This window comes from Micromonospora sp. CNB394 (assembly GCF_000374985.1).
Classification (GTDB): Bacteria; Actinomycetota; Actinomycetes; order Mycobacteriales; family Micromonosporaceae; genus Micromonospora; species Micromonospora marina.
The window spans coordinates 191,020-216,914 of the sequence record NZ_KB895829.1 but is presented as its reverse complement, the minus strand read 5'-3'; the positions used below and the strand labels follow the sequence as shown (position 1 = coordinate 216,914).

General features: G+C 73.2%; 21 protein-coding genes and 1 pseudogene. 17 read left to right on the top strand and 5 right to left on the bottom strand.

What is annotated here, in order from left to right; translation table 11 throughout:
* Positions 1–59: 59 nt before the first annotated feature.
* The 3 genes from C569_RS0109775 (at position 60) to C569_RS31720 (ending at position 2,793) form a co-directional block, all read left to right on the top strand.
* The gene (locus C569_RS0109775) at positions 60–590 is read left to right on the top strand and encodes a SigE family RNA polymerase sigma factor (RefSeq protein ID WP_026267919.1); all 531 of its coding nucleotides are present in this window, start codon (positions 60–62) and stop codon (positions 588–590) included.
* Positions 587–1,687 carry a hypothetical protein gene (locus C569_RS0109770; RefSeq protein WP_018785601.1) on the top strand — a complete coding sequence of 367 codons (1,101 nt, stop codon included), beginning with the start codon at positions 587–589 and terminating at the stop codon, positions 1,685–1,687. The genes C569_RS0109775 and C569_RS0109770 overlap by 4 nt, the downstream gene beginning before the upstream one ends.
* Before the next feature lie 92 nt (positions 1,688–1,779).
* Entirely contained in the window at positions 1,780–2,793 is a 1,014-nt protein-coding gene (locus C569_RS31720) for a hypothetical protein (protein ID WP_018785600.1), read from the top strand.
* Positions 2,794–2,844: 51 nt separating this feature from the next.
* Here the strand turns inward: C569_RS31720 and C569_RS34175 are convergent, their stop codons facing one another.
* Positions 2,845–3,048, bottom strand: coding sequence for a hypothetical protein (locus C569_RS34175; RefSeq protein ID WP_018785599.1), 204 nt, complete (start codon positions 3,046–3,048; stop codon positions 2,845–2,847).
* A 302-nt stretch (positions 3,049–3,350) separates the two neighbouring features.
* On the opposite strand from C569_RS34175, the gene C569_RS0109755 reads away from it, so the two are divergent.
* The 11 genes from C569_RS0109755 to C569_RS0109705 all read left to right on the top strand — a co-directional run bounded on the left by C569_RS0109755 (position 3,351) and on the right by C569_RS0109705 (position 18,937).
* The gene (locus tag C569_RS0109755) at positions 3,351–4,121 is read left to right on the top strand and encodes an SGNH/GDSL hydrolase family protein (RefSeq protein ID WP_018785598.1); all 771 of its coding nucleotides are present in this window, start codon (positions 3,351–3,353) and stop codon (positions 4,119–4,121) included.
* Positions 4,122–4,123: 2 nt separating this feature from the next.
* Positions 4,124–4,570, top strand: a complete 447-nt coding sequence (locus C569_RS0109750) for a hypothetical protein (RefSeq protein ID WP_018785597.1) — start codon at positions 4,124–4,126, stop codon at positions 4,568–4,570.
* Positions 4,571–4,610: 40 nt separating this feature from the next.
* Entirely contained in the window at positions 4,611–5,513 is a 903-nt protein-coding gene (locus tag C569_RS0109745) for a sulfurtransferase (RefSeq protein WP_026267918.1), read from the top strand.
* 158 nt (positions 5,514–5,671) lie between these two features.
* Positions 5,672–7,465 (top strand): HSP90 family protein, encoded by a 1,794-nt coding sequence (locus C569_RS0109740; protein WP_018785595.1) that lies wholly within the window; start codon positions 5,672–5,674, stop codon positions 7,463–7,465.
* Positions 7,458–10,301 (top strand): hypothetical protein, encoded by a 2,844-nt coding sequence (locus C569_RS0109735; protein ID WP_018785594.1) that lies wholly within the window; start codon positions 7,458–7,460, stop codon positions 10,299–10,301. Before C569_RS0109740 ends, C569_RS0109735 begins: the two co-directional genes overlap by 8 nt.
* 71 nt (positions 10,302–10,372) lie before the next feature.
* A complete protein-coding gene (locus C569_RS0109730) occupies positions 10,373–10,987 on the top strand; it encodes a TetR/AcrR family transcriptional regulator (protein WP_018785593.1) in 615 nt (204 codons plus the stop codon).
* Positions 10,988–11,064: 77 nt separating this feature from the next.
* Positions 11,065–12,432 (top strand): acetyl/propionyl/methylcrotonyl-CoA carboxylase subunit alpha, encoded by a 1,368-nt coding sequence (locus tag C569_RS0109725; RefSeq protein ID WP_026267917.1) that lies wholly within the window; start codon positions 11,065–11,067, stop codon positions 12,430–12,432.
* A 25-nt stretch (positions 12,433–12,457) separates the two neighbouring features.
* Positions 12,458–13,378: a hydroxymethylglutaryl-CoA lyase gene (locus tag C569_RS0109720; RefSeq protein ID WP_026267916.1), complete on the top strand. Its 921-nt coding sequence runs from the start codon at positions 12,458–12,460 to the stop codon at positions 13,376–13,378.
* 124 nt (positions 13,379–13,502) lie between these two features.
* Positions 13,503–15,035, top strand: coding sequence for an acyl-CoA carboxylase subunit beta (locus tag C569_RS0109715; protein ID WP_018785590.1), 1,533 nt, complete (start codon positions 13,503–13,505; stop codon positions 15,033–15,035).
* Between the two features lie 119 nt (positions 15,036–15,154).
* Positions 15,155–16,303, top strand: coding sequence for an acyl-CoA dehydrogenase family protein (locus tag C569_RS0109710; RefSeq protein ID WP_018785589.1), 1,149 nt, complete (start codon positions 15,155–15,157; stop codon positions 16,301–16,303).
* A 105-nt stretch (positions 16,304–16,408) separates the two neighbouring features.
* Positions 16,409–18,937, top strand: a complete 2,529-nt coding sequence (locus C569_RS0109705; RefSeq protein WP_026267915.1) for a helix-turn-helix domain-containing protein — start codon at positions 16,409–16,411, stop codon at positions 18,935–18,937.
* 230 nt (positions 18,938–19,167) lie between these two features.
* On the opposite strand, the gene C569_RS0109700 is transcribed toward C569_RS0109705, so the two are convergent.
* On the bottom strand, positions 19,168–19,659 hold the full coding sequence (locus tag C569_RS0109700; RefSeq protein WP_018785587.1) for a MarR family winged helix-turn-helix transcriptional regulator: 492 nt from the start codon (positions 19,657–19,659) through the stop codon (positions 19,168–19,170).
* A gap of 101 nt (positions 19,660–19,760) precedes the next feature.
* Here C569_RS0109700 and C569_RS0109695 point away from each other — a divergent pair, with 101 nt between their 5' ends.
* Both C569_RS0109695 and C569_RS0109690 read left to right on the top strand, forming a co-directional pair.
* A complete protein-coding gene (locus tag C569_RS0109695; protein WP_018785586.1) occupies positions 19,761–20,342 on the top strand; it encodes a YceI family protein in 582 nt (193 codons plus the stop codon).
* Positions 20,343–20,596: 254 nt separating this feature from the next.
* The gene (locus C569_RS0109690; protein ID WP_018785585.1) at positions 20,597–22,075 is read left to right on the top strand and encodes a hypothetical protein; all 1,479 of its coding nucleotides are present in this window, start codon (positions 20,597–20,599) and stop codon (positions 22,073–22,075) included.
* A gap of 387 nt (positions 22,076–22,462) precedes the next feature.
* Here C569_RS0109690 and C569_RS34170 read toward each other — a convergent pair.
* A pseudogene (locus C569_RS34170) lies at positions 22,463–23,626 on the bottom strand (hypothetical protein); the annotation flags it as partial.
* 399 nt (positions 23,627–24,025) lie between these two features.
* On the opposite strand from C569_RS34170, the gene C569_RS0109680 reads away from it, so the two are divergent.
* Complete coding sequence (locus C569_RS0109680; RefSeq protein WP_018785583.1) at positions 24,026–24,907, top strand: PASTA domain-containing protein; 882 nt, start codon at positions 24,026–24,028, stop codon at positions 24,905–24,907.
* A gap of 22 nt (positions 24,908–24,929) precedes the next feature.
* On the opposite strand, the gene C569_RS0109675 is transcribed toward C569_RS0109680, so the two are convergent.
* On the bottom strand, positions 24,930–25,445 hold the full coding sequence (locus C569_RS0109675) for a hypothetical protein (protein ID WP_018785582.1): 516 nt from the start codon (positions 25,443–25,445) through the stop codon (positions 24,930–24,932).
* A 98-nt stretch (positions 25,446–25,543) separates the two neighbouring features.
* Positions 25,544–25,831, bottom strand: coding sequence for a hypothetical protein (locus C569_RS0109670; RefSeq protein WP_018785581.1), 288 nt, complete (start codon positions 25,829–25,831; stop codon positions 25,544–25,546).
* Positions 25,832–25,895 lie beyond the last annotated feature (64 nt).

The window sequence follows — 25,895 nt, the reverse complement described above, 5'->3', positions numbered from 1 at the left end:
GGCTGGCGTCTCGGAAGGCGTCACGCTGATGCACCACCTGACCCCAAGGATCGGCTCGTGTGGACCCTTTGCTGACTGAGTTCGACCTGTTCGTCCGGACTCGCACCCCTGCGTTACTGCGCTCCGCCTACCTGCTGACCGGCGACCAGCATTTGGCCGAAGATCTCGTCCAGTCCGCGCTCGCCCGTACCCACCGTGCCTGGAACCGGTTGCACGAGACCGGCAACGCGGAGGCGTACACCCGGAAGGTCATGTACCACCTGCAGGTCTCCTGGTGGCGGCGCCGCCGGGTGGCCGAGTCGATGCCGGGCGACGTGCCCGAGCCGCGCGGAGGCGACTCGGGCCCCGACCACGCCCAGCAGACCACCCTCCGGCTGACCCTCCGGGCCGCGCTGGCCCGGCTGTCCGCCAAGCAACGGGCCGTCCTGGTCCTGCGGTTCTTCGAGGACCGCACCGAATCCGAGGCCGCCGAGCTGCTCGGCGTGACCGTCGGCACCGTCAAGAGTCAGACCTCCAAGGCGCTGGCGAAGCTGCGCAGCGTGGCCCCGGAGCTCGCCGAGCTGTACGTCACGGAAGGAACCGCCCGATGAACCAGGACCGACTGCGTTTCGACCTGGCCGACCTGGCCGAGGAGGTCACCCCGGTCGACCTGCGGAACCGGGCGCTGCGTACCTCCCGGCGGCTCGGCATCCAGCGGGCCGTCGCCACCTCCGCCGCCGCGCTCGTGGTGCTGGCCGCCGCGACCGGGACGGCACTGGCGATCCGGCCGAACAGCCAGGCGCCCGCCCCGGCCGGGCCGTCGGTGACGGTCACCGCCCCGCCGGTCGAGCCGTCCCGTACGCCCTCCACCGACACGAGCACGGGTCAGTCGCAGTCGGCGGTCGCCGGTACCCGCTACTACCTGGAGCAGACGTCCACCCGGTCGCGGATCCACGAGGTCCGCGGCACGCAGGACCGGGTGGTTCACGAGGTCGTCCACGAGGCCGCCTCTCGCTGCGAGGCCAACACCGTCAGCATCTCGCCGGACGGCACGCGGGTGGTGTGGGTGCAGGACAGCACCGACAACGCGAACGGGGTGCTGCTGATCGCCGACGTCGGAGACGAGGAGGCGACGACCCTGGCCGAGGGGATCAGTTGCCTGGGCGCCCGGCCGTTGCGCTGGAAGGGCGACGACCAGCTGATGGTGCAGCGGAAGAACCGCCAGTCCGTGCTCTACGACGTGGCGGCCAACAAGCAGGTCATGGGCGACCCGGGCCAGGAGACCAATCGCTGCTGGTCCGCCGACGGCACCTGGCTGGCCGCCGAGTCGGACGGCAAGCCCTACGTCTCGGACACCACCGACCTGCGGCAGTACACCTTCACCCCACCCGAGCAGGAGGCCGCGAAGTGGGACGGCTGGGAGGCGCGCAGCGTGTCCACCGACGGCCGTTACGTGGCCGTCGGCTGGATCGGCACCGACCCGTCCCGCCGGGACGGCAGCTTCGCGGTGGTCGACACCGGGACCAGCGAGGTGGTCGACCTGCCCGGCACGGGCGAGGTGCGCAGCATCCTGTTCAGCGCCGACGGAACGGTGCTGCTGCGGCGAGGAACCGGCATCACGGTCCTCGACAGTGAGTTCAAGCCGCTCGGCACCGTGACCGAGCCGGCCGAGACCCGGAACCGGGCGCTGCTGGCGTACGTGCCCTGAGATTCTTTCGATCAGGCGGCAACCATGCGGATCGAAATTGACGTCTGGGAGTGCGTCAGAGACGCGCACCACCAACCCCGGAGGATCGAATTGTGAACGTCGTCGTCACCACCGCCCGCGGACTGCGTACCGTCGTCGCCCTCGCCGCCGCCGCGTTCGTCGCCACGGGCGTGAGCGCCTGCGGCGACGGCGGCACCACGCCGTCCGCGCCCGCCGCCGGGCAGTCGTCCGCCGCCGCCCCGTCGTCCGCCGCGCCGAGCCCTTCGGACGCCTCCTCCGCCGCACTGCCCGGCACCCGGTACTACCTGTCGTTCGGCGAGCAGGCCGCGGAGGTCCACGTCGTCAAGGGCGGCACCGACCGGGTGAGCGCCAGCGTCCCGTACGGCGGCGGCGACTGCGTCCGGAACACCATCACCATCTCCCCGTACGGCGAGCGGCTGGCCTGGGTGGAAGGAGCGGCCGGGGCGGAGGCCGGCAAGCTCGTGACCACCCTGATCGACGGCAGCGACCGGGTCACCATCGCCGAGGAGTCGCCCTTCTCCGGAAAGGCGCCCTGCAGCGGTGACGACCCGCTCGTGTGGAACACCAACGACCGGCTGCTGGTGCAGCAGGACGGCCACATGGCGCTCATCGACCTGAGCACCCGCAAGCCCGCCGACGGAGACGCCGGCAACGAGACCCTGAAGTGGTGGACGCCGGACGGCCGGAACTGGGCCGCCGTATCCGAGGGCCGGCCGTACGCGACCAACAACCGGAAGTTGACGTTCTACAGCTACACGCCGCCGAAGGCCGACACCTCCGGTTACGACGGATGGCGGGTCCGCAGCGTCTCGGCGGACGGCCGATTCGTGGCCGTGGGCTGGATCAACAAGGACGAGACCCGCAACGACGACAGCTTCGCGGTGGTCGACACCACCACCGGCAAGACCGTCGAACTGCCCGGCGACGGCGCGGTCCGCAGCATCCTGTTCAGCACCGACGGCACGGTGCTCGTCCGGCGCGACAACGGCATCAGCGTCCTGGACAAGCGATTCCAGCCGGTCGGGACCGTGACCGAGCCGACCGGGCTGAGCGGGGCGGCGCTGCTGGCGTACGTGCCTGCCTGACGACGGGGGACACGGGGCGGGTCACCTGCGGGTGGCCCGCCCCGCGTCGTTTCAGCGCAGGACGGTGATCGCCGCGTCCGCGGTGACCTGCTTCCACGGCACGAGCACCACAGCGCCGTCGCGCTCCAGCACCTTCGCGTCGCTGCCCTCGGTGCCGGCCGACAACAGAGCCTCGGCCAGCACGTTCACCGTGCCGGTGGCCGGGTCCAGGCCGAGCAGCGCGCCCCGGTCGCCGTCGCAGAGCGTGGTGACCACGGCCTGGTCCCGGCGGCCTGCGCGTCGGCCAGGCGGCAGTCACGGCCGGGCAGCAGCCGGTCCGCGTCGGTCTGCCACAGCCGCCTGCCGTCGGTCAGCGAGTATGACGGCAGACATCATCCCCGGTCCGGACGACGGATTCTGCCCCGCCGGACGTGTCGGACGGACTTGTCCCCTCGGGTGGCGCTCGTGAACAGGACGTCGAGACATCCGCCACGTCCGGCGTCCAGGGCCAGCGGGACCGGTCCGCGCGGTGACAGACTGTGCGACGCACTTCTGCCGGGACGTCTGAGGGGGGCGCCGTGCGCTGGCGCAGCTACGTGGCGGTGGGTGACAGCTTCACCGAGGGCATGGACGACGCATATCCGGACGGCAGCTATCGAGGCTGGGCCGACCTGGTCGCCACCCGCCTCGCCGCCGAGGCCGGGCCCGACTTCGGGTACGCCAACCTGGCCATCCGGGGCCGGCTGTTCCCGAACGTGGTGGCCGAGCAGGTGCCCGCCGCGCTGGCCATGAAGCCCGACCTGATCAGCTTCGCGGCCGGTGGCAACGACGTGCTGCGCCGCAGCTTCGACCCGGACTCGTTCGTCCCTCGCTTCGACTCGGTCGTGCAGCGGCTGCGGTCCGGCGGCAGCGACCTGGTGCTGTTCCGGTTCGCCGACGTGATGGCCCGGCTGCCCGGCCAGCGGCTCGTGGCCCCCCGCGTCGCGCTGCTCAACCGGGCGGTCGGCGAGGTGGCCGACCGGCACGGGGCGATCCTGGTCGACCTGTACGCCGACGACACCTACCTCAACCCGCTGCTCTGGAGCACCGACCGGCTGCACCTGTCGGCCGCCGGGCACCGCCGGGTCGCCGCCCAGGTGCTCACCGCGCTCGGCGTCGGCTGCGACGAGGATTGGCTGATGGTGCCGGTACACCCGGCGCCCAGCCCGTGGCTCGCCGCGCGCGCCGCCGACCTGCGCTGGGCCGGCCGGCACCTCGCACCGTGGATCAAGCGCCGGCTGACCGGGCGCTCCTCCGGCGACTTCGTCACCGCCAAGCGGCCGGTGCTCGGGCCGGTCGAGCGCGACTGAGCGTGCGTACCGTCCACGCCGCCGACCTGCTGCGGCTGACGCTCGACGACCCACCCCGCGCGGGGCTCGCCGTCGTGGTCGCCGGTGACCGGGTCGAGGCGGTCGTGCCGACGGCCGAGCTGCCCGGCGCGTACCCCCGGGTGCGGGTGCGGCGGTGGGCCGGCACGCTCGGGCCGGCGCTCGTGCACGACGGCCCGCTGCCCCCGGCGCCCACACCCCGCGAACGGGTGCACGCGCTGTTCCGGCTCGGCGTCGCCGCAGTGCTCGACGAGCACGTCACCGACCCCGCGTTGCGGTCCGCCGCGAACCGCAACGAGGTGGCGGTGCTGGCCGCCACCCGGCCGCCCGCGTTGGTGCCCGGCGGGCGCGCCGACCTCGCCGTGTTCAATCCGGACGGCTCGTGCCGGGCCACGGTGGTCGCCGGCCGCCTGGTGCACCGCCGCGCCTGACCGGCACCGTGCCCCACTGATCCGGCGTACCTTGGGGATCATGCCTGTGCCGAGCGATCCCCATCCCCACCTCCAGTCGTACGCCGACCCGCAGCGCCTGGTCACCACCGAGTGGCTGGCCGAGCACCTGGGCGACAAAGGGCTCGTGGTGGTCGAGTCCGACGAGGACGTGCTCCTCTACGACACCGGCCACATCCCCGGCGCCGTCAAGGTCGACTGGCACACCGAACTCAACGACCAGATCACCCGCGACTACCTGGACGCCGCGAGCTTCGCCGAGCTGTGCGCGGCCAAGGGCATCGGGCGGGACGACACGGTCGTCTTCTACGGCGACAACTTCAACTGGTGGGCCGCGTACGCCCTCTGGGTCTTCTCCCTCTTCGGTCACGCCGACGTGCGGCTGCTCGACGGCGGCCGGCAGAAGTGGGTCGCCGAGGGGCGGGAGCTGACCCGGGACAGGGTGAGCCGGCCCCGCGCCTCGTACCCGGTGCCGGAGCGCAACGACGCGCCGATCCGTGCGTACCGGGAGCAGGTCATGGCGCACGTGGCTGCCGGGCGACCGCTGGTGGACGTGCGGTCGCCGGGCGAGTACACCGGCGAGATGCTGCACATGCCGGACTACCCGCAGGAGGGCGCGCTGCGTGGCGGGCACATCCCGGGCGCGGTGAGCAAGCCGTGGAAGTCCGCCGCGAACGACGACGGCACGTTCAAGTCCGCCGACGAGCTGCGTGCCATCTACGCCGACCAGCTCGGGCTGAGCCCGTCCGACGACGTGGTCGCGTACTGCCGGATCGGCGAGCGGTCCAGCCACACCTGGTTCGTGCTGCACCACCTGCTCGGGTACCCGCAGGTGCGCAACTACGACGGCTCGTGGACCGAGTGGGGCAACCTGGTCCGGGCCCCCGTCGTCAAGGGCGACCAGCCCGGCGGTCTGACCCGCTGAGCGTCCCGGTAGTCGCGGCCCGGACGGCGGTGGTCGTAATGCCGGGAGACGGTGCGCCCTGCACCCGGTCGAAGGTCAAGCCGCCGGGGGACAACGGGACGGACACTGTCGGCGCTGACCGGTACGGTGAGCGCCGAAAATCCGAACCGGGAGCGCGATTGGACCGCACCTTCCAGGTGGACCTCCGTGGCGTGGTCGACCTGCTCAGTCATCACCTCTATGGCAGTCCGCGGGTCTACGTGCGCGAGCTGCTCCAGAACGCCGTCGACGCGATCACCGCTCGGCGGTCCGCCGAGCCGGAAGCCCCGGCGCGGGTCCGCGTCGAGCCGCCGGAGCTGACCGGCGACGGGACGCTGCGCGTGCACGACACCGGCATCGGCCTGACCGAGGCGCAGGTGCACGAGCTGCTCGCCACCATCGGCCGCAGCTCCAAGCGCGACGAGCTGGGCTTCTCCCGGCACGAGTTCCTCGGGCAGTTCGGCATCGGCCTGCTCTCCTGCTTCCTGGTCGCGGACGAGATCCGGGTGGTCACCCGGCACGCCGACGAGCCCACAGTGCTCTGGACGGGCTGGTCCGACGGGCGGTACGCGGTGCGGCTCGCCGAGCCGGAACAGGCCCGGGACGAGCCCGGCACCACAGTGACGCTGGTGCCCCGGCGCGACGCCGACCAGTGGCTCGGTGTGCCCACCGTCACCGAGCTGGCCCGCCTCTACGGCGGCCTGCTGCCGGTAGACGTCCGGGTCGGTGACACGCCGACCACCTCCGGTCCGCCGCCGTGGCCGACCACGCCCGGTGCGCCCGCCGACCGGGCCGCCCTCCAGCGGTACGCCCAGGAGCTGCTCGGGTTCGTCCCCTTCGACGTGGTGCCGCTGTCGGTGCCCGAGGCGGGCCTGACCGGCGTGGCCTTCATCCTGCCCGCCGCGGTGAACCCGGCCGCCCGGGCCGGGCACCGGGTCTACCTCAAGCGGATGCTGCTCAGCGAGCACGCCGACGGGCTGCTGCCCGAGTGGGCCTTCTTCGCCCACTGCGTGGTCGACGCCAGCGAGCTGCGCCCCACCGCCAGCCGGGAGGCGCTCTACGAGGACGCGCTGCTCACCTCCGTCCGGGAGGCGCTCGGCGACCAGATCCGCGGCTGGCTGGTCCGGCTCGCCAAGCACGATCCGCGCAGGCTCGGCGAGTTCCTCCAGGTGCACCACCTCGGGGTGAAGGCGCTCGCCATGCACGACGACGAGATGCTGCGGCTGGTCGACCAGTGGTGGCCGATGGACACCAACGTCGGCACGCTCACGCTCGCCGAGTTCCGGCAGCGGCACGGCGTGCTCCGGTACGCCGCCAGCCTGGACGAGTTCCGCCAGCTCGCCGCCGTGGCCGCCGCACAGGACCTGGCGGTGGTCAACGGCGGCTACACGTACGACACCGAGCTGATCGAGCGACTGCCCACTGTGGACCGGTCGGTGCTGATCGAACGGCTGGAGCCGAGCGACCTCACCACCCGGTTCGAGATCCTCGACCCGGCGACCGAGCTGTCCCTGCGGCCGTTCCGCACCGCCGCGCAGCGGGCCCTGGAACGGCTCGGCTGCGAGGTCGTGATCCGGGCGTACGACCCGGTCTCGCTGCCGGCGCTCTACCTGGTGTCCCGCTCGGCCGCGTTCCACGACCAGCTCGCCGCCAGCCGGGACAGGGCCGACGAGCTGTGGGGCGGGGTGCTCGACGCGCTCGCCGCCTCCGCCCCGCCGGACCGCCCGCAACTGGTGCTCAACCACCGCAACCCGCTGGTCCGCCGGGTCACCACGCTCGCCGACCCGGAGCTGGTCGGGCTGGCCGTCGAGGCGCTCTACGGGCAGGCCCTGCTGCTCGGGCACCACCCGATCCGGGCGGCCGACGCCGCACTGCTGAACAGTTCCTTCCTCGGCCTGCTCGGCCGGGCCGTACCAGGAGAGACCCGTGACTGACGACGACCTCTGGCGGATGCACCACGAGATCGAATCCATGCCGTACGGCCCGGGGCAGATCGCCGCGCTGGAACAGCTGCTGCGCCGCGCCGACGCGGGCGACGACCGGCACCTCGCCTTCGCCGCCCGGGTCACCGGCACCACCGCGTACGTCTACGGCGGCGAGCCGGCGAAGTCCTTCGTCACGTTCTCCTGGTGCCTGGCCGAGTACGACAAGGATCCGCAGCCCTACCACCAGCGCTACACGCACCAGCTGCTCTGGTTCTTCAAGTACATGGTCAACGCCATGGTGAAGTTCCCGGAGCTGCCGCTGGACCGGACGTACGCGGTGCTCGACGACATGGAACGGCGCTACCGGGAGTCCGGTCACTCGCTCCAGGCCGTCCACAAGCACCGCTACCTGGTGGCCGCGCACGTGGGCGACGAGGAGGCGGCGGAGCAGTGGTACCGCAAGTGGATGACCACCCCCCGCGACGCGTTGTCCGACTGCGCCGGCTGCGACCCGACCACCCAGGTCGCGCACCTGGTGCGGCACGGCCGGCACGAGGAGGCGGTGGCGCTGGCCGAGCCGGTGCTCGCCGGCCGGCTGACCTGCAACGAGCAGCCACAGGGGATCCTCACCGCGCTGCTCACGCCCTACCGTGAGACCGGCCGCACCGACGCGGCGCGGGACGCGCACCGGGAGGCGTACCGGCGGATGCGCGGCAACCTCGCCGACCTGTGGGACATCGGCGAGCACATCGAGTTCTGCACCGTGACCGGCAACGAGGCCCGCGCGCTGGAACTGGTCGAGCGGCACCTGGACTGGCTGGACCGGGCACCCACCCCGGCCGCCGCGATGCACTTCGCGGCCGCCGCCTCGGCGGCGCTGCGCCAGGTGCCGGCCGAGCTGACGGTGCACCGCCGCGCTTCCGGCGAGCGGCCGGCCGCCGACGCGCCGGCCGGTGCGCTCGCCGACGAGCTGGCCGGTACGGCGACCGCGCTGGCCGAGCGCTTCGACGCGCGCAACGGCACCACGCACCAGTCCGGGCTGATCGCCCGCAAGCTGTCGGCCGGGCCGGTCGGCGAGCACCTGCCGCTCTCCGCGAGTCTGCGCCGTCCGCCGGTCCCGGCGCCGCGGACCGGCGCGGACGCTCCGGTGGCTTCCACGCAGCCGGTCACCGTGCCGGCCGACGCCGGTGCCGACGAACTGCTCGCGCTGGCCGAGGAGTGCTGGCGTACCAACCGCCGGGACGGCCTGGTCGCCGCGTTGCGCGCGTACGACGAGCGGTTCGGCGACGCCGACCTGCCCGCGACCACCCGGGCCTGGCGGCTGGAGCTGCGGGCCGGCGAACTGTCCCAGGACGACGACGGCGTGCCGGTGGCGATCGCTGTCAACCGGGAGGCGCTGGCCGCGTGGCGGGAGGTGCCGGACCCGCTGCGCGCCCAGGTGGTGGCCGGGCGGCTCGGTGTGCTGCTCAGCATGGTCGAGGAGAGCGCGGACGAAGGGCTGGCCCTGGCGCGGGAGTCGGCCGGTTACCTGACCGAGCACGGTGGGCCGCGTGACCGGGCGGCAGGCTGGGACCGGCTCGCCCTGGCCCACGTGCACCGCGAACAGTGGGCGGAGGCGCTCGACGCGCTCGACCGGGCCGAGGCGGAGGCGGGCGCCGATCCGTGGCTGGCGGGCCGGGTCGCGCTGCACCGCACGCACGTGCTGGAGCAGTTGGAGCGGGCCGAGGAGTTCCGGGACGCGGCGGCGCGGTCCCGCCGGCTGGCGGGCGAGCTGGGCGACGCCGAGATGCTCACCGGCGCCTGCCTCGCGTACGCCCGCGCCACAGACGATCCGGCCGACGCGGTGGCCGCGTGCGGGGAGGCGCTGTCGGTCGCTCCGGCCGGCGCCCACCTGCCGCTGCGGGTGACCCGGGGGCGGGCGCTGATGGCCGCCGACCGGTCCGGCGAGGCGGTGGAGGATCTGGCCGAGGCGGTCACCCTCTGCGTCGAGCAGGGGCTGGAGGGCGATGCGCTGCTGCGGTGGGAGCTGGCCGAGGCGTACCGGGCGGCCGGGCGGCTCGCGGAGGCCGCCGAGGTGGCCGAGGAGGCGGTGCTCGGGCTCGACCGGGCGGGCGCGCAGGCCGAGGCGGACCGGTGCCGGCACATGCTGTCCGGCATCTACGCGGGTCTCGGCGAGACGGATCTGGCGCTGACGGTGCTCGACACGTTGGCCGACAACCTGGACGGGCCGGACAATCTCCCCCACCGGGCGCAGGTGCTGGAGGAGTCCGGTGGCCTGCTCTACGACGCCGACCGGGACGCCCTGGCGGCGCAGCGGTTCGCGGCGGCGGCGACCGCCTGGCGGCTGGCCGGCTACCAGGTGGACGAACTGCGGGCCCGGCGGCGGGAGCTGCTCGCCCTGCACTGGTCCGGTGACCTGCCGGCCGCGGTGGCGGCGATCGAGCGGGTGGACGAGGCGGCGGCCGCGCTCCCGGCCGGGGCCGACGAGCCACCGGTGGTGACGTACGAGCGGGCGATGGCCGCCGACGCGGTGGCCCGGGTGCTGATCGGGGAGGACCGTCTCACCGCCGCGTTGGACCGGGTGGACGGCGTGCCGGAGCGCCTGCGGTCGATCGAGGCGTTCGGCGAGGCGGCGCAGGTCGAGGTGCTGACCGGCGAGCTGCTGCTGCGCGACGGGCGGCCCGAGCAGGCCGAGGCGCTGTTGCGCCCGGTCCTCGGCGGGCTGCCCTCCGGTTCCCGCCCGGCCACGCAGGCCGCCTGGCTGCTGGCCCGCGCGCTCGACGAGCAGGGCCGGGACGCCGAGGCGGCGAAGGTCCGCGCCGACCACGGCATCGAGGAGAACTGACACGGCGGGCCGGGGCAACCGTTGGGTAACCGCGGCTGCCCCGGCTCGAACACGAGGTCTAGGCTGGTCCGGTGGCGGTGGAACAGCAGGCACGGGGGGCGGCGGGTGCGGCCCGGCGCCGGTCCCGGCGGGACGAGATCCTGGAGATCGCGGTCGGCCTCTTCGCGGCGCGCGGCTACCACGGTGTGTCGATGGACGACATCGGCGCGGCGGCCGGTGTCACCGGTCCGGCGCTCTACCACCACTTCGCGGGTAAGGAGGCGATGCTCGTCGCCGCCCTGATCCCGGTGAGCGAGGGGTTGCTCGCGGGCGGGCGGGAACGGGCCGCGGGTCACCCGGGCGATCCGCGCGGGGCACTGGAGTCGTTGATCGACTTCCACGTCGACTTCGCGCTGGCGAACCCGGCGGTGATCGCGTTGCACCTGCACGAGCTGGACCGCCTCCCGGACGAGCCGCGCCGCCGGATCCGCCGGCTCCAGCGGATGTACGTCGAGGAGTGGGTGACCGTGCTGACCGCGCTGCACGCCGGCCTGCCCGACGGCGCGGCCCGGGTGCTCGCCCACGCGGCGTTCGGCCTGATGAACTCGACGCCGTTCCTGGGCGGCGAGGTGGATCGCCGGCGCCGGGCCGAACTGCTGCGCGGCGCGACCCTCGCGGCCCTGCTCGCGCCCACCGACCCGACCTGACACGCCGCGCGCACCTTAACGCATGTTAAGAAGAGACCCCGGCTTTGCGTCGAGAAGGGGTCACGTCCGTGCAGAAGATGATCGAATCGTTGTTGGTTGCGAATCGGGGGGAGATCGCGCGGCGGATCATCCGTACCGGCAGGCGGCTCGGGATCCGGACGATCGCGGTGCACTCGGAGGCCGACGGCGCGTTGCCGTTCGTGACCGAGGCCGACGAGGCGGTCTGCGTCGGCCCGGCGAACCCGGCGCAGAGCTACCGGAACGCCGAAGCGATCCTCGACGCCGCCCGTAGCACCGGTGCGCAGGCGATCCACCCCGGCTACGGCTTCCTGTCCGAGAACGCGGACTTCGCCCGTACCGTCGAAGGGGCCGGCCTCATCTGGGTCGGGCCCGGCGCCGACGCGATCACCGCGATGGGCGACAAGATCAACGCCCGGAACCTGATGGCGGCGGCCGGCGTGCCGGTCGCGCCCGGCACCACCGAACCGGCGAGCGACCTGGACGCGGCGGTCGCGGCCGCCGCGGAGATCGGCTACCCGGTGATGGTCAAGGCCGCCGCGGGCGGCGGCGGCATGGGCATGGGTGTGGCCGCGGACGAAGTTGCGCTGCGCACCGAGTACGACAAGGTCCGCGCGTTCGCCGAGCGGATGTTCGGCGACGGGTCGGTGCTGATCGAGCGGTACTTTCCCCGGGTGCGCCACGTCGAGGTGCAGATCCTCGGCCTGGCCGACGGCCGGGTGGTGGCGCTCGGCGAGCGGGAGTGCTCGGTGCAGCGACGCAACCAGAAGCTGGTCGAGGAGTCGCCGTCCCCGGCGGTCTCGCCCGAGCTGCGCGAGCGTTTCCTGGCCGCCGCGGTGCGCGCGGGCGAGGCGGTGAACTACCGCAACGCCGGCACTGTCGAGTGCCTGCTGGTCCCGCGTCAGCGGGATCTCAAGGGCGACAGCTCCGGCGTCGATGAGTTCTTCTTCCTGGAGATGAACACCCGGCTGCAGGTCGAGCACCCGGTCACCGAGTGCGTCTACGGCGTCGACCTGGTCGAGGAGCAGCTGCGGGTGGCAGCCGGTCTGGCGCCGACGTTCGACCCGGACGCGCTCACCCCGCGTGGTCACGCCATCGAGCTGCGGATCAACGCCGAGGACCCGAAGCGCTTCCTGCCCGGCCCGGGCGCGATCACCGCCTGGAACGAGCCGTCCGGCGCGGGCGTCCGCGTCGACTCCGGCTACGTCGCCGGCAACACCGTCACGCCGTTCTACGACAGCCTGATGGCCAAGCTGATCCTCACCGGGGACACCCGAGAGGAGGCGGTCCAGCGGGCGCGGGCGGCGGTCGCCCAGTTCGAGATCGCCGGCCCGAAGTGCAACCTGCCGTTCTTCGCCGAGCTGCTGGAGAACCAGGAGTTTCTCTCCGGCGACTACGACACCGGCATCGTCTCCCGGATGCGTTGACCTTCGACCCAGTGAGGTGAATGTGATGGCGGAATTTCCGGACTCCGTGAGTATCCGTGAGGTCGGTCCCCGCGACGGCCTCCAGAACGAGGCGCCCATCCCCACCGACGCCAAGGTGCGGCTGCTCGACGCGCTGTCCCGGACCGGGGTGCGGCGCATCGAGGCCGTCTCCTTCGTCCACCCGAAGGCGATCCCGCAGATGGCCGACGCCGACGAGGTGTGGCAGCGGGCGGAGAAGGTCGGCGGGGTGCGCTACTCCGCCCTGGTGCCGAACACGCGTGGCGCGCAGCGGGCGCTGGCGGCCGGCTTCACCGAGATCGAGGTGGTGGTCTCGGCCAGCGACACGCACAACCGCCGCAACGTCAACCGGTCCACCGACGAGTCGCTCGACGACATCGCCGAGCTGATCGACCTGCTGCACGGCGCGGGCGCCACCGCCGAGGTGATCGTGGCGACCAGCTTCGGCTGCCCCTACGAGGGCGACGTGGACCCCCGCCGGGTCGCCGCGATCGTCGACCGCGTCGCCCGTGACGGCGCGGACCGCGTCGCCTTCGGCGACACCACGGGCATGGGTACGCCCCGGCGCGTCCGCGAGCTGGTGACCGCGGTGCGGGACCGGAACGCCCACCTGCCGATGTTGCTGCACTTCCACAACACCAGGGGCACCGCGCTGGCGAACATGCTCACCGCGATGGAGTTGGGCGTCACCGAGTTCGACGCCAGCGTCGGTGGCCTCGGCGGCTGCCCGTACGCCCCGGGTGCCAGCGGCAACCTGGCCACCGAGGAGGCGGTGCACATGCTGCACGACATGGGCATCGACACCGGCATCGACCTGGACGCCCTGATCGGGGCCGCGGAGCTGGCCGAGTCCCTGGTGGGCAAGAAGCTCCCGTCGGGAGTCCTCCGGGCCGGCCCCCGGACCCGCCTGACCCCTCTTCCGTCCTGACCCACGCGGTCTCCCGTTGATCACGGGAGTGGGCGGGTGGGGGTGCGAGTAGCGGGTCGCCGGACGGGCCGGCGGTGGGGTAGCCTAACGATCGTTCAGGTCGGTGTGGTGCAAGGGAGTCGGCGTGACGCTCGACGGTGAGGCTCTGGAGCAGCTACGCAAGCGCGCCCGCGCCGGCGGAGCGGACAAGTACCACGCGGCCAACGCCGCGAAGGGGAAGCTGTTCGCCCGCGAGCGCGTGGCGTACCTGGTCGACGAGGGCTCCTTCGTCGAGGACGGGCTCTACGCCAACGCCATGGCCGACCGGCTGCCCGCCGACGGCGTGGTCACCGGCACCGCGACCATCGACGGCCGCCAGGTCTGCCTGATGGCGAACGACTCCACGGTCAAGGCCGGCAGCTGGGGCGCGCGCACCGTCGAGAAGATCATCCGGATCATCGAGCGGGCGTACGCGAACGGCGTGCCGATGGTCTACCTGGTCGACTCGGCCGGTGCCCGGATCACCGACCAGGTCGACCTGTTCCCGGGCCGCCGCGGCGCCGGCAAGATCTTCTGGAACCAGGTCCGCGCCTCCGGGTCGATCCCGCAGGTCTGCGCGCTGTTCGGGCCGAGCGCGGCGGGCGGGGCGTACATCCCGGCGTTCTGCGACGTGGTCGCCATGGTGGACGGCAACGCCAGCATGTACCTCGGCTCCGACCGGATGGTCGAGATGGTCACCGGCGAGAAGACCACGCTGGAGGCGATGGGCGGCGCGAAGGTGCACTGCGCCGAGTCCGGCGTGGGGCACTTCCTCTGCAAGACCGAGAACGACGCGCTCGACGTGGTGCGGACGTACCTGTCCTACCTGCCGTCGAACTGGAAGCAGGACCCGCCGGCCGCCGAGGCGGTCGCCGCGCCGGCGAAGGCCGACCTGGCCGCGCTGGTGCCGGCCAGCGAGCGGCAGGCGTTCGACATGCGCCGGTACGTCAAGGGCCTGCTCGACGAGGGCAGCTTCTTCGAGATCCAGGCGCTGTGGGCGAAGGAGCTGACCATCGGCTTCGGCCGGCTGGGCGGCGAGGTCGTCGGCGTGGTCGGCAACAACTCGATGTTCAAGGGCGGCGTGCTCTTCGTCGACTCGGCCGACAAGGCGACCCGGTTCGTGCAGCTCTGTGACGCGTTCAACGTGCCGCTGCTGTTCCTCAGCGACGTGCCCGGCTTCATGGTCGGCAGCGCGGTGGAAAGGCAGGGGATCATCAGGCACGGTGCGAAAATGATCACGGCGATCTCCGAGGCGACCGTCCCCAAGATCTGTGTGGTGGTCCGAAAGGCGTACGGCGCGGGTCTGTACGCGATGGCCGGTCCCGGCTTCGAGCCGGACGCCACGATCGCGCTGCCCACCGCGAAGATCGCGGTGATGGGCGCGGAGGCCGCCGTCAACGCGGTCTACGCCAACAAGATCGCCGCCATCTCCGACGAGGCCGAGCGGGCCGCGTTCGTGGCCGCGAAGCGCGATGAGTACGAGCGCGACATCGACGTGGTCCGCCTCGCCAGCGAGCTGGTGGTGGACGCGATCGTCGAGCCGCACGAGCTGCGGGCCGAGCTGGTCCGCCGGTTCGCCGCCGCACGCGGGAAGAACCGGCACTTCTCCCACCGCCGACACGGCGTCACCCCCGTCTGACCCCGGTAAGGAAGGGGCCCCTCTTAACGCCTGGTGCATGTAAAGGGGCCCCTCCTAACGCTTCAGCCGCTCCCGGCGTCACGAGCGCCCGGCGGCCCGCCCTTATCAGGAGGATCGACATGGACTTCCGGCTCGACGAGGAGCAGCAGGCGCTGCGGGAGAGCGTGCGGGAATTCGCCCGCGAGGTGGTCGCGCCCACCATCGCCGAGCACTACGAGCAGCACACCTTCCCGTACGAGATGGTCCGCCAGATGGGCAAGATGGGCCTGTTCGGCCTGCCCTTCGCGGAGGAGCACGGCGGCATGGGCGGCGACTACTTCGCGCTCTGCCTGGCGCTGGAGGAACTGGCCCGGGTCGACTCCAGCGTGGCGATCACGCTGGAGGCGGCGGTGTCGCTCGGCGCGATGCCGATCTACCGCTTCGGCACCGAGGAGCAGAAGGCGCAGTGGCTGCCGAAGCTGCTCAGCGGTGAGGCGCTGGCCGCTTTCGGGCTCACCGAGCCGGGCACCGGGTCGGACGCGGGCGGCACCCGGACGCGGGCGGTCCTGGACGGCGACGAGTGGGTGATCAACGGCTCGAAGGCGTTCATCACCAACTCCGGCACCGACATCACCGCTCTGGTCACCGTCACCGCCGTCACCGGCACGCGCCCGGACGGCGGCAAGGAGCTGTCCACGATCATCGTGCCGTCGGGTACGCCCGGCTTCACCGTCGCGCCCGGCTACTCGAAGGTCGGCTGGACCGCGTCGGACACCCACGAGCTGACGTTCGACGACTGCCGGGTGCCGGCGGCCAACCTGCTCGGCGAGCGCGGCCGGGGCTTCGCCCAGTTCCTGCGCATCCTGGACGAGGGCCGGACCGCCATCGCGGCGCTCGCCGTCGGCCTGGCCCAGGGCTGCGTCGACGAGTCGATCAAGTACGCCAAGGAGCGCCAGGCGTTCGGCCAGCCGATCGGCAACTACCAGGCCATCCAGTTCAAGATCGCGGACATGGAGATGAAGGCGCACACGGCCCGGCTGGCCTACTACGACGCGGCCGCCCGGATGCTCGCCGGTGAGCCGTTCAAGCGCCAGGCGGCCATCGCCAAGCTGCACGCCTCCACCGTCGCCGTGGACAACGCCCGCGAGGCGACGCAGATCCACGGCGGGTACGGCTTCATGAACGAGTACCCGGTGGCCCGCTTCTGGCGCGACTCGAAGATCCTGGAGATCGGCGAGGGCACCAGCGAGGTGCAGCGCATGATCATCGCGCGCGACCTCGGCATGTGAGGACACCCCGAACCACGCCCCTGTCGGATTTCGGCGGGCGGTGGGCGGTCGGGTGGTTGACGATGAGCTGCGGAGCGTCGGAGTCCATCCGTAATCTTCGTGCCCATGACTCCGGATCATGACCGTGCGCGGGGCCCCGGCGGTCGTACCGGTCTGTCCGACCTGCTACGCGGGCACCGGCTCGCCGTCGGCCTGACCCAGGCGGAGCTGGCGGGCCGGGCCGGCGTGGGCGTACGGACGGTCCGCGATCTGGAACGGGGACGGGCCACCCGGCCCCAACGCACCACGGTCGACCTGCTGGCCGACGCGCTCGGCCTGAGCGGTGACGAGCGGCGGGAGTTCGTCGACACCGCCCGGCCCGCGGCACCCCGCCTTCCCGCCGCCCATGACGATCCGCCGGTGGCGCTGCCGCAGCCCGTACCGCTGGTCGGCCGCGAACGGGATGTGGCGGAGGTGTCCGGCCTGCTCGACGCGTACCCGGTGGTGAGCCTGGTGGGGCTCGCCGGGGTGGGCAAGACCGCGCTTGCGGTGACCGTCGCGCACGCGGTGACGGCCCACCACCCGGCGGGCGTCGCCGGGGTGCTCGTGGGCGAGGGCTCGGACCCCGCGGACGTGCTCGCCGCGTCGGCGTCGATGTTCGGCGTGCACCGGCTGGCCGACCTGACCTGCCGGATCGGCGACCGGCGGGCGCTGCTGCTCGTCGACGCCGTCGACCGGGCACCGGACGCGGTGGCCGAGGCGCTCCGCGTCCTGACCGTCGCCGTACCGACGCTGCGGGTGCTGGTGACCGGCCGCCGCCCGGTCGGCCTGGCCGGCGAGCTGGTCCGGCCGGTCGCGCCGCTGGACGTACCGCCGGCCGGCGCCGAGCCCGCCGACCGGACCGACCTGGACCGCTGGCCGGCGGCGGCGCTGTTCGCCGCCCGGTTCGCCCAGGCCCGCCGGGAACCACCGGCCCCGGCCGAGTTGCCGGCGCTCGCCGCGCTCGTGCGCCGGCTCGGCGGACTGCCGCTCGCCATCGAGCTGATGGCCGCACGGGGGCGCATCCTCGACGTCACCGAGCTGCTCGACCGCTACGGCGACCGCGTCCTGGACCTGACCGGCGTGCGCCCCGGTTGGGAGCCCGCCGACGCGTCCACCGGCACGGTGACGCTACGCGACGCGGTGGCGACCAGCTATCACCTGCTCGCCACCGCCGACCGGGCGGCGCTGCGGCGGCTGTCCGCGTTCCGTAACCGCTGGTCGGTCGAGTTGGCCGAGGAACTGCTCGCCGACGGCGGCCGGCGGTGGGACGCCGCGCCGATGCTGGACCGGCTGCGCGAACTGGGCCTGCTCAGCGTCCGGGGAACCGGCCCGTTCCGGTTCCGTCTGCTGGACGCGGTCCGTGACTTCGCCGCCGAGCAGGCCGACGCCGACGGCGAGGCCGACCGGATCCGGATGCGGCACGCCACGGTGATCGCCGGTCTGGTCCGTCGCACCGCGCCAGGGCTGGTGGGCGCACAGATGTCCGGCGCGGTGCACGTGCTCGACGAGGCGACGAGCGACATCACCACTGCGCTGGCGTACGCCGCCGAGCACGCACCGGAGACCGCGCTGCTGCTCGCCGCCTCGCTGCCCCGATGGTGGCGGCTGCGCGGGCGGGACGTGTCCGGCCGGCGCCGGCTGCGGCGGCTGCTCGCCGATCCGCGTACCGCGGGTGCCCGGCCCACGCTGCGGGCCTGGGCCATGCTGGGCGCGGCCCGGCTGGCCGCCGAGCACGGGGCGGGCGCGGAGGAGCTGCCGGCGGTCCGGGCCGCCCTGGCCGTCTTCGCCGGGGCGGGCGACGTGACCGGCGAACTGTCCGCCCGGTCTGTGCTCTGCGCGCTGCTGCCCGGGCTCGGCGCGCACGACGAGGCCCGCGAGCAGGCCGAGGCCGCGCTGGCGTCGGCCACCCGGCACCACCGGGTACGCGAGATGGCCGTCGCCCAGGCGCACCTGACCTGGCACGACGTACGCGATGGGCGGCTGGCCGGCGCCCGGCGGCGGCTGGCCACCGTCGACCGCCTGGCGGCGCAGTGCGGTGACCAGCACCTGCGTGTGCTGGCGCGGGCCGATCAGGCCGAGCTGACCCGCCTGGAGGGCCGGTACGCCGAGGCGGTCGAGCAGGGACGCCGGGTGGCGGCCGCGCTCGCGGAGCTGGGTGATCCCGGGCGTCGGCGCCGGACGGTCGGCGCGGTCGGGTTGGCGCTCGCCCATGCCGGGCGCGCCGACGAGGCGCTGGCCACGGTCGCCGAGCTGTGGCCGTCGGGCGTGGTGCCGGGCCGGCGCCGGCCGCCGGCCGTGGAGATGCTCGACCCGCCCGGCCCGGGTGGGAACGCCCGCACCGAGGACGCGCTGCGTGGGTTGATCGAGGGGCACGTGGCGCTGCACCGGGGAGACCGGGAGCTGGCGGCGGAGTGGTTCACCGCGGCTGCCGCCGCGGCCGAGGGTGTCGCCGACCGGCGGGATCTGGTCGAGGCGCTCGTGGGGCTGGCGGTCAGTACCGCTGATCCGGCAGTGCTGGACCGGCTGGACGCGGCGCGGCAGGTCACCGGCGTCGGCCTGCTGCCGCAGGAGGAGGAGTTGCTGTTCTCCCTGTCGGCGCGACGGCGGCGGTGAGCGGCGCGGGGAGGTGGGGGCGCGGGGGTGGCGCGAGCGAAGTAGCCCCCTGGTGCTGCCCCTCGCTCCACGCTCGCGCCAGCACCCCCCGGTGCCCCCCGCTGCTGGAAGACTACCGAGGCCGGACGACCGATTCGGATGTGTGTGGACCGCTTTGCCCGGCCGTTCGGGCGATTCTGCCGGTCGTTCTGCCGGTGACCGGCGGGTAGTGCCGGACAGGTTGCGGACCGTCAGGCGGCGTCCTGGGCCGGCTCGGTGCTGCCGGCCGTGGCACCCGGATGGACCGCGTCGCGTACCCGGCGCAGCCCGTCCAGCAGCCCGTCGAGCTGTGCCGGGTCGAGCTGGCTGGTGAACCACTGCTCGATGATCCGCAGGTGGCCGGGAAGGACGTCGTCCAGCCGCCTGAGCCCGGCGGTGGTGACCACCGCGAAGGAACTGCGCCGGTCGGACGGGCAGGCGCGCCGGCAGACCAGCCGGTCGCGCTCCATCCGGTCCACCACGCGGGTCACGCCGCTGGTGGAGAGCGAGGTCTGCGCGGCCAGATCGGTCATCCGCAGCTGGTTGTTGGGGGAGCGGGCGAGCCGGGTCAGCACCTCGAACTCGACCGGGGAGAGGCCGTGCTCCTCGAACTGGGCGGCGAACCGGGCGGCGAGCCCGGCGTGCGCCTCGACGAGCAGGCCCACGGCAGTGATCCGGGGGTCGTCGAACACGTTCTGGTCCACGCCACCATCCTAGCAATACTTGACACGGGGAATATTGCCTCAACTATAGTTGCTCAGTCAGTCGTTGGGCTCCTAAACATTCTTCTCCGGAGGAGAGCATCATGACCAGCAGCACCGAGGCGACTACCCGCGACTGGGAGGGTCTCACCATCCCCACCCCCGGCACCTACGTGCTGGACGCCGCGCACAAGCGGGTCGGCTTCGTCGCGCGGCACATGATGGTCAGCAAGGTACGCGGTGAGTTCGCGGACGCCACCGCGAGCATCACCGTCACCGGCGACCCGATGCAGTCCTCGGTCACCGCCAGCATCCAGGCGGCCAGCATCAACACCGCCCAGGCCGACCGCGACGCGCACCTGCGCAGCCCGGAGTTCCTCGACGCGGAGCAGTACCCGACGCTGGAGTTCCGCAGCACCGCCGTGAAGTCCCGCGAGGGCAACGAGTTCGTGCTCGTCGGCGAGCTGACCATCAAGGGCGTGACCCGTCAGGTCGAACTCGAGGTGGAGTTCGAGGGCGTCGGCCGCAGCCCGTTCGGGCAGGACATCTTCGGCTTCTCCGCCTCCACCGAGATCGACCGGGAGGACTACGGTCTGACCTGGAACGTCGCGCTGGAGACCGGTGGCGTCCTGGTCGGCCGCAAGGTCAAGATCGAGATCGAGGGTGAGGCCATCCGCCAGGGCTGAGCCCGGCACCCGCCGCAGGGCCCGCGCCGTCTCGCCGACGGTGCGGGCCCTTCTCGGGTACGCCCCGGCGGTGCGAATCGTCACGCGAAGTTCTCCGCCCGCACGCGCTGGTGACGGCGGTGACGGGGTACAGGTGCAGACCTGCCGCCCGTCCAGCCGGGTGGCGGGGCGGGCGCACTTACGTCCACCACCTGAATGGTTCACAATGCGTTGCGGAACGGTACGGTTCCGTCGCACCGGCGCCGGGAGGACACATGGGCAGAGACGTCGAGCAGGGCGCCTTCTCCCGCGAGGATCGGGTCCGCTACCGGCAGAAGGTCCGGCGGTGCCTGGACGTCTTCGCGCTGATGCTCGACGACTTCGGCTTCGACGCCGACCGTCCGATGACCGGGCTGGAGATCGAGCTGAACCTGATCGACGCCGCCGCCGAACCGGCCATGCGCAACGACCAGATCCTGGCCGACATCGCCGACCCGCTGTTCCAGACCGAACTGGGGCAGTTCAACCTCGAACTGAACGCCTCACCCCGGCTGATCGAGGGCAGCGGCTTCGCCGACTACGAGCAGGACCTGCGCAGCAGCCTCAGCCGCGCCGACGAGCGGGCCGCCAAGTCCGATGCGACGATCATGATGGTCGGCATCCTGCCCACGCTCACCGAACGCCACCTGGTCGCCGACAACCTCTCCACCAACGAGCGGTATCGCGTCCTCAACGACCAGATCGTCGGCGCCCGCGGCGAGGACATCGAGCTGGACATCAACGGTGTCGAACGGCTGCGGACGCACACCGACTCGATCGCGCCGGAGGCCGCCTGCACCAGCCTCCAGTTCCACCTCCAGGTCGCGCCGGACAGCTTCGCCGACTACTGGAACGCGTCCCAGGCGATCGCCGGCGTGCAGGTCGCCATCGGCGCCAACTCGCCGTTCCTCTACGGCCGGCAACTCTGGGCGGAGACCCGGATCGCGCTGTTTCAGCAGGCCACCGACACCCGCCCGGACGAACTGAAGGCCCAGGGCGTACGCCCCCGGGTGTGGTTCGGCGAACGGTGGATCACCTCGATCTTCGACCTGTTCGAGGAGAACGTCCGCTACTTCCCGCCGCTGCTGCCCATCTGCGAGGAGGAGGACCCGGTCGAGGTGCTGCACGCCGGTGGCGTGCCCCAGCTCGGTGAGCTGCGGCTGCACAACGGCACCGTCTACCGCTGGAACCGGCCGGTCTACGACATCATGAACGACCGCCCGCACCTGCGGGTGGAGAACCGGGTGCTGCCCGCCGGCCCGACAGTGGTGGACATGCTCGCCAACGCCGCGTTCTACTTCGGGCTGGCCCGCGGCCTCGCCGAGTCGGACCGCCCGATCTGGAGCCAGTTGACGTTCAGCTCGGCGGAGGAGAACTTCCACGCCGCGGCCCGGCGCGGCATCGAGGCGGTCCTGCACTGGCCCCGGCTCGGGGACGTGCCGGTGACCACGCTCGTGCTGGACACGCTGCTGCCGGTGGCCGCGGAGGGCCTGGACCGGTTCGGTGTCGCCCCGGCCGAGCGGGACCGCCTGCTCGGCGTCATCGAGGGCCGCTGCCGTACCGGCCGCAACGGTGCGGTATGGCAGACCGAGACGGTGTGGACGGCCGAGCGGAACCGGGGCCTGGACCGGGAGGCCGCGCTGCACCACATGGTCCAGCGGTACGCCGAGCTGCAGCGCGGCAACGAGCCGGTCCACACCTGGCCCGTCGACTGACCCTGCTCCCCTTCCCCGACTCCAAGATCGCGCATAGGGTCTCGGCGGGTCTGCTCAGCGGCCTCGACGGCGGGTGCTCTCGGTGGTCGGCGGGTCGGTCCGGCCTGACGGCGTGGCCGGGGAGTCCTGAGGTGCCGCCGCCGTTCCCTTCGAGTCCGGCTCCTCGATGTTCGACCCCTCGTCCCCCGGGCCAGCCGGTACGACCTGTGCGGATGCCTCGGGCTGCCGCTGAGATGGCACGGTCTGGCCGCGGCGGCCGCCGGCGGACCGGGCGGCCCGGCCCCGGCCCGTCTCCGTCGCTCCGGATGCCGCACTTACTCCGTCCTCCACTGCCGCACCCCGGCGGGACCTGGCCGACGAGTCCGGCGCCGTCCCGGTCTTCGCGTCCGAGGGGGTCGATCCCGGCCGGCCCGCCGCCGGTCCGGTCGCCGAGTCCGAGAGAGCCGATCCCGACCGGTCCGACGCCGGCGCGCCAACCCGGCCCGCCGCCGGCACGCCCGAGGCAGCCGACGGCAACGAGGCCGACCGGCGCGTGTCTGACGTCGAGAGACCAGACGGCGACGGCCCGCCCGGCCTGCCCGGTTCGGCCGGTTCTGCGGAGTTCGGGCCGGCCTCCCCGCTGATCGCGTCCGGCTCGCCGGTGCGCTGCCGTGGCAGCGTCACCCGCTCGGCGCTACGGCGCTCGGCACGCTGGGCCAGCGCGGCCATCACCATCGAGCCGCTGACGCCGGCGATCACCGCGTACGGGGCGATCAGGTGGGCCGACAACTGCTCCGCGGCGATTCCGGCGAGGCGCGGCACGGCCAACAGGTACGCCAGTGCGACGAGCAGCGGTCCGGCCGCCCCGGAGGCCGCGGCGCCCACCCGGATTTCCGGCGCGCGTGCGGCTCGCCGGGCCGCCACCAGGCCGATCACCAGGGCGGAGAGCACCGACAGCAGCGCACCGGGCCAGTAGAAGTAGTCCCGGATCCAGAACGCGCCACGGTCCGCGCTGATCTGCCAGATGCCGAGCTGGGCGGTGGTCAGCCCACGGCCGGCGACCACCCCGTCGACCACCGAGACCACGGCGAGCAGCCAGAGCCAGCCGGTGGTGGCGATCAGGTTGGTGGCGGCGGCACGGGTGTGCAGTGCCCACACGGCGAGCAGCACGCCGAGCAGCAGCCCCGCGCCCGCGTACGCGGCGGCCACGGCCTGCGGCGCGGAGATGTCCGGCACCCGGGCCGCCCGCGCCGGAACCGCCACCAGCAGGACGGTGACGATCGCGCCGGCACCCGCGGCGAGCGCCAGGCCCAGGCGGGGCAGTGCGCGCCGCGGCTCGTCGTCGCTACCGCGCAGGCGCTGGGCACAGACCGCACCGACGATGACCGATGTCGCCGCGATCCAGGTCGCCCAGGCGAGGCTCGCCACCCAGGACGCCTCGGCCCGTACCGCGCCGGCCGGGGCCCAGTTGATGATGCCCAGCCCGTACCCGAAACCGAGCTGTGCGGCGCCCGCCCCGGCGGCGACGCCGAGCGCGGCGGCTGTCGATCCTCCCCAGCCTCGTCTGACCATGCCGGGGAGCGTAACGTCCCGAGGTCGGCGCGGCGAGTCGTGACGACGGGCCGTGACCGTTCCGCAGCAACGGATGCGCCTCACCGACCCCCGGCACCCCGGTGAAGCGTGGCACCACTGTCACCGTGGTTCGCCGAGCCCGCGCCGGCCCGGTGATCAAGGAGTTTGCGGCAACTCCCCGCGTCGGCGAGGACACAAACCCCTTGATCACTGTCGAAGAAGCCTCCCCCGGCAACCCAACAGGGCTCGGGGTCTAGGCGCTGACCTGCGGCGACAAGGCGTCCACGCCACCGACTCCCCGACGAGCGCGGCGCGCTGATCCCAGCCGGTGTCGCCGGGGACCGCTACGGTGGACGATCGAGGGCCGTGTGCCCCGTCCCGGTGGGGAAAGGACGTGCCATGAGCGACGACCGTCAGGAACCACCCGCCGGTGACGCGGACGCCACCCGGGCGCTGCCCCAGGATGCCGACGCCACCCGCGCGATGCCGCGGGACGCGTCCGGGAGGGACGCCGACCCGTCCCGAACGCTACCCCCCGAGCCGGACGCGGACGCGACCCGTGCGATGCCGCGGAACGCGGGCGACGCCACCCGCCCGTTGCCCGGCGGACCGGCGGGACAGGGTGGGCAGAGCGGGCAGGGCGGACCGCGTCGTCCGCTCGACGCGACCGCCCCGCAGGAACCGGTGGGCGCCTGGTCCGGCCGGGCCGGGGTGCCGCCACCACGGCCGGCGGGCTATCCCGAGCCCGGCAGCGAGTGGTACGGCGACGAGCAGGCCGGGCGCCGCTGGTGGATGCCGATCCTGCTCGGCGTCCTGGCGCTGCTCCTGCTCGGGCTGATCGGGGTGGGGGTGTGGCTGGCACTGCGTGCCGCCGACCGGAACTCCGATCCGGGGCCGCCGGTTCCGAGCATCTCGGCCCAGACGAGCGCCGCCCCGACGACCGCCGCCCCGACCAGTGCCGCCCCGACCAGTGCCGCGCCGAGCGGTTCACCGCCGAGTACGCCGCCGGCCACGACCGCGCCGGTCGAGGTGCCGATGCCGCCGCTGGTGGGATTGCCGGAGGCGGCAGCCCGGGCGGCGCTCGACCGGCTGGACCTGGACTACCGGGTGCAGCGGCGGGCGTCGGACCGGCCGGCCGGTACGGTGATCTCCACCGATCCCGAGGCCGGTTATCCGGTGGGTGAGGACGACCGGGTCACCATCGTGGTGGCGGTACCCGCTCCGCCGACGAGCGGCCCGACCACCCCCGGATCCGCCCCGGCGACGACCACCACGCCCTGACGATCCCCACCACGCCCTGGACTCACCACTGGCGTCTGCGGGTGCCGACCAGGCCCAGCCCGGCCAGCGAGATGGCGAGCCCGAGCAGCCCGGAGTAGAACAGTGACCGGCTGAGGTCGTCGGTCGTGTCGGTCGGCCGGTCGGCGAGCGCTCCCGCACCGCCCCCGGTGCCCGCGGCCGAGCCCTCCGCCGGGTCGTTGGCGGCCCAGCCGTCCTCCTCGTCCGACCCGTCGAAGCCGGCGGAATCGGACTCGGAGTCGGCGGAGCCGGAGCCGAAGCGGGCGGAGCCGGAGCGGGCGGAATCGGAGTCGGCCGTGCCGGACCCGGCGCGGTCGGACTCCGTCCGGCCGTCCTCGCCGGCCACGGTGATCTCCGGGGCCGGTACCGGTTCGGCGAGCTGGTGGGTGGCGGAGAAGGCGGGATGACGTACCGCGAGCGCGAGCGCGGTCGCGGTGACGAGGAAGAGGAACAGCCCGAGGGCATAGCCGATACGGGACCGGTGGTGCCGCCGCGCGGCGGGCAAGTTGACCATGACCATCCCAGGTTCAGGGTCCATGGCGCGCGGGGTGGAACGTGCCGGGGTGGGCGTACCGATTCTATGGCGACGGCACGCCCTCCCGACCGGGAATCGTGAGGTCAGCCGACCCGGACCGGGGTCCGGACCACCGGGCGGCGGGCCGTCCGCACGGTGTGCTGACGCGGAGCCGGCGCGGCCTGGAGCTGCCGCAACCCCTCCTGGAGTACGAAGATCGACCGCCGGTTGACCGCGTCCCCCGCCGCGTTCAACTCGTAGCCGTCGAGCCAGAGCCAACCGTCGTAGGTCGGCCAGTCGAGTACCCGGATCACCCGGAACATGATCGGTCGGAGGAACTGGACACTCGCCGCGCGTGTCACGTGCAGTACGTCACCGGAGCGGGGAAGCACATGGGCTCCTGGGAAGGTCGGCCGGCTCTACCGGCGAGGATGAACGGGGTCGGGTGCGGTCCGG

Coding starts and splice junctions, on each gene's coding strand:
- C569_RS0109720 (WP_026267916.1), top strand. CDS start 12,458: ATGGCGGAATTTCCGGACTCCGTGAGTATCCGTGAGGTCGGTCCCCGC.
- C569_RS0109675 (WP_018785582.1), bottom strand. CDS start 25,445: ATGGTCATGGTCAACTTGCCCGCCGCGCGGCGGCACCACCGGTCCCGT.
- C569_RS0109695 (WP_018785586.1), top strand. CDS start 19,761: ATGACCAGCAGCACCGAGGCGACTACCCGCGACTGGGAGGGTCTCACC.
- C569_RS0109710 (WP_018785589.1), top strand. CDS start 15,155: ATGGACTTCCGGCTCGACGAGGAGCAGCAGGCGCTGCGGGAGAGCGTG.
- C569_RS0109680 (WP_018785583.1), top strand. CDS start 24,026: ATGAGCGACGACCGTCAGGAACCACCCGCCGGTGACGCGGACGCCACC.
- C569_RS0109690 (WP_018785585.1), top strand. CDS start 20,597: ATGGGCAGAGACGTCGAGCAGGGCGCCTTCTCCCGCGAGGATCGGGTC.
- C569_RS0109725 (WP_026267917.1), top strand. CDS start 11,065: ATGATCGAATCGTTGTTGGTTGCGAATCGGGGGGAGATCGCGCGGCGG.
- C569_RS0109745 (WP_026267918.1), top strand. CDS start 4,611: ATGCCTGTGCCGAGCGATCCCCATCCCCACCTCCAGTCGTACGCCGAC.
- C569_RS0109705 (WP_026267915.1), top strand. CDS start 16,409: ATGACTCCGGATCATGACCGTGCGCGGGGCCCCGGCGGTCGTACCGGT.
- C569_RS0109770 (WP_018785601.1), top strand. CDS start 587: ATGAACCAGGACCGACTGCGTTTCGACCTGGCCGACCTGGCCGAGGAG.